This window comes from Micromonospora sp. NPDC126480 (genome assembly GCF_040302465.1).
In the GTDB taxonomy this organism is placed as follows: Bacteria; Actinomycetota; Actinomycetes; order Mycobacteriales; family Micromonosporaceae; genus Micromonospora.
This window is the reverse complement of record NZ_JBEORU010000058.1, coordinates 1-2,500: the sequence shown is the minus strand read 5'-3', so window position 1 is coordinate 2,500 and position 2,500 is coordinate 1. Positions and strand designations below refer to the sequence as shown.

Genomic DNA, 2,500 nt, shown 5'->3' with positions numbered 1-2,500 from the left:
TACAATCCGTCGGAGCCTTGCGGGGTGACGGCGTGCCTTTTGAAGAATGAGCCTGCGAGTTAGTGGCATGTGGCGAGGTTAACCCGTGTGGGGGAGCCGTAGCGAAAGCGAGTCTGAATAGGGCGATTCAGTCGCGTGTCCTAGACCCGAAGCGGAGTGATCTAGCCATGGGCAGGCTGAAGCGCGGGTAAGACCGCGTGGAGGGCCGAACCCACCAACGTTGAAAAGTTGGGGGATGACCTGTGGTTAGGGGTGAAAGGCCAATCAAACTCCGTGATAGCTGGTTCTCCCCGAAATGCATTTAGGTGCAGCGTCGTGTGTTTCTTGCCGGAGGTAGAGCACTGGATGGTCTAGGGGGCCCACAAGCTTACCGAAATCAGCCAAACTCCGAATGCCGGTAAGTGAGAGCGCGGCAGTGAGACTGCGGGGGATAAGCTTCGTAGTCGAGAGGGAAACAGCCCAGATCACCAGCTAAGGCCCCTAAGCGTGTGCTAAGTGGAAAAGGATGTGGGGTCGCATAGACAACCAGGAGGTTGGCTTAGAAGCAGCCACCCTTTAAAGAGTGCGTAATAGCTCACTGGTCAAGTGGTTCCGCGCCGACAATGTAGCGGGGCTCAAGCACACCGCCGAAGCTGTGGCACTCACACAAGTACTTCGCCGGCACTTTCGGGTGTTGGTGCAGGTGTGTGGGTGGGTAGGGGAGCGTCGTGCCGGGGGTGAAGCAGCGGGGTGACCCAGTTGTGGACGCGGCACGAGTGAGAATGCAGGCATGAGTAGCGAAAGAAGGGTGAGAAACCCTTCCGCCGGATGACCAAGGGTTCCAGGGCCAGGCTAATCCGCCCTGGGTGAGTCGGGACCTAAGGCGAGGCCGAGAGGCGTAGTCGATGGACAACGGGTTGATATTCCCGTACCCGCGAAGGAGCGACCCTGATGAACCTCGTTGTGCTAACCACCCGAGCCGCCGGCGACCTTCGGGTCAATGGTGGGGAGCGTGGGAACCTGGCGGGTAGTAGTCAAGCGATGGGGTGACGCAGGAAGGTAGCTGAGCCCGGCCGGTGGTTGTGCCGGGGTAAGCGTGTAGGCCGTGCTGTAGGCAAATCCGCAGCACACGTAGGCTGAGACGTGATGCCGAGCCGATTCAGGTGAAGTCAGTGATCCTATGCTGCCGAGAAAAGCCTCTAGCGAGTTCCGAGCGGCCCGTACCCCAAACCGACACAGGTGGTCAGGTAGAGAATACCGAGGCGATCGGGCGAACTGTGGTTAAGGAACTCGGCAAATTGCCCCCGTAACTTAGGGAGAAGGGGGGCCGGAGACGTGAAGGCACACGCTGCTGGAGCGTTGTATGGCCGCAGAGAGCAGGGGGAAGCGACTGTTTACTAAAAACACAGGTCCATGCGAAGAAGTAATTCGATGTATATGGACTGACGCCTGCCCGGTGCTGGAACGTTAAGGGGACCTGTTAGCTCTTCGGGGCGAAGCGGAGAACTTAAGCGCCAGTAAACGGCGGTGGTAACTATAACCATCCTAAGGTAGCGAAATTCCTTGTCGGGTAAGTTCCGACCTGCACGAATGGCGTAACGACTTCCCCACTGTCTCAACCACAGGCCCGGCGAAATTGCACTACGAGTAAAGATGCTCGTTACGCGCGGCAGGACGGAAAGACCCCGGGACCTTTACTATAGCTTGACATTGGTATCTGAATTAGCTTGTGTAGGATAGGTGGGAGCCGGTGAAGCTCGCACGCCAGTGCGGGTGGAGGCAATCTTGAAATACCACTCTGGTTGGTTTGGGTATCTAACTTCGGACCGTTATCCGGTTCAGGGACAGTGTCTGGTGGGTAGTTTAACTGGGGCGGTTGCCTCCTAAAGGGTAACGGAGGCGCCCAAAGGTTCCCTCAGCCTGGTTGGCAATCAGGTGTTGAGTGCAAGTGCACAAGGGAGCTTGACTGTGAGACTGACGGGTCGAGCAGGGACGAAAGTCGGGACTAGTGATCCGGCACTGGCATGTGGAAGCGGTGTCGCTCAACGGATAAAAGGTACCCCGGGGATAACAGGCTGATCTTCCCCAAGAGTCCATATCGACGGGATGGTTTGGCACCTCGATGTCGGCTCGTCGCATCCTGGGGCTGTAGCAGGTCCCAAGGGTTGGGCTGTTCGCCCATTAAAGCGGTACGCGAGCTGGGTTTAGAACGTCGTGAGACAGTTCGGTCCCTATCCGCCGTGCGCGTAGGATACTTGAGAAGGGCTGTCCCTAGTACGAGAGGACCGGGACGGACGAACCTCTGGTGTGCCAGTTGTCCCGCCAGGGGCACGGCTGGTTAGCTACGTTCGGAAGGGATAACCGCTGAAAGCATCTAAGCGGGAAGCTCGCTTCAAGATGAGGTATCCCACCACCTTTCGGGGTGGGTAAGGCCCCCAGCTAGACGACTGGGTTGATAGGCCGGAAATGTAAGCCCGGTAACGGGTTCAGTTGACCGGTACTAATAGGCCGAGGACTTGAC

General features: G+C 57.8%; 1 rRNA gene (cut by a window edge). It reads left to right on the top strand.

Annotated features, from left to right (window positions below):
* Positions 1-2,500: ribosomal RNA gene (locus ABTW87_RS29975) — 23S ribosomal RNA — on the top strand; its annotated part reaches 609 nt to the left of the window's first position; the annotation flags it as partial.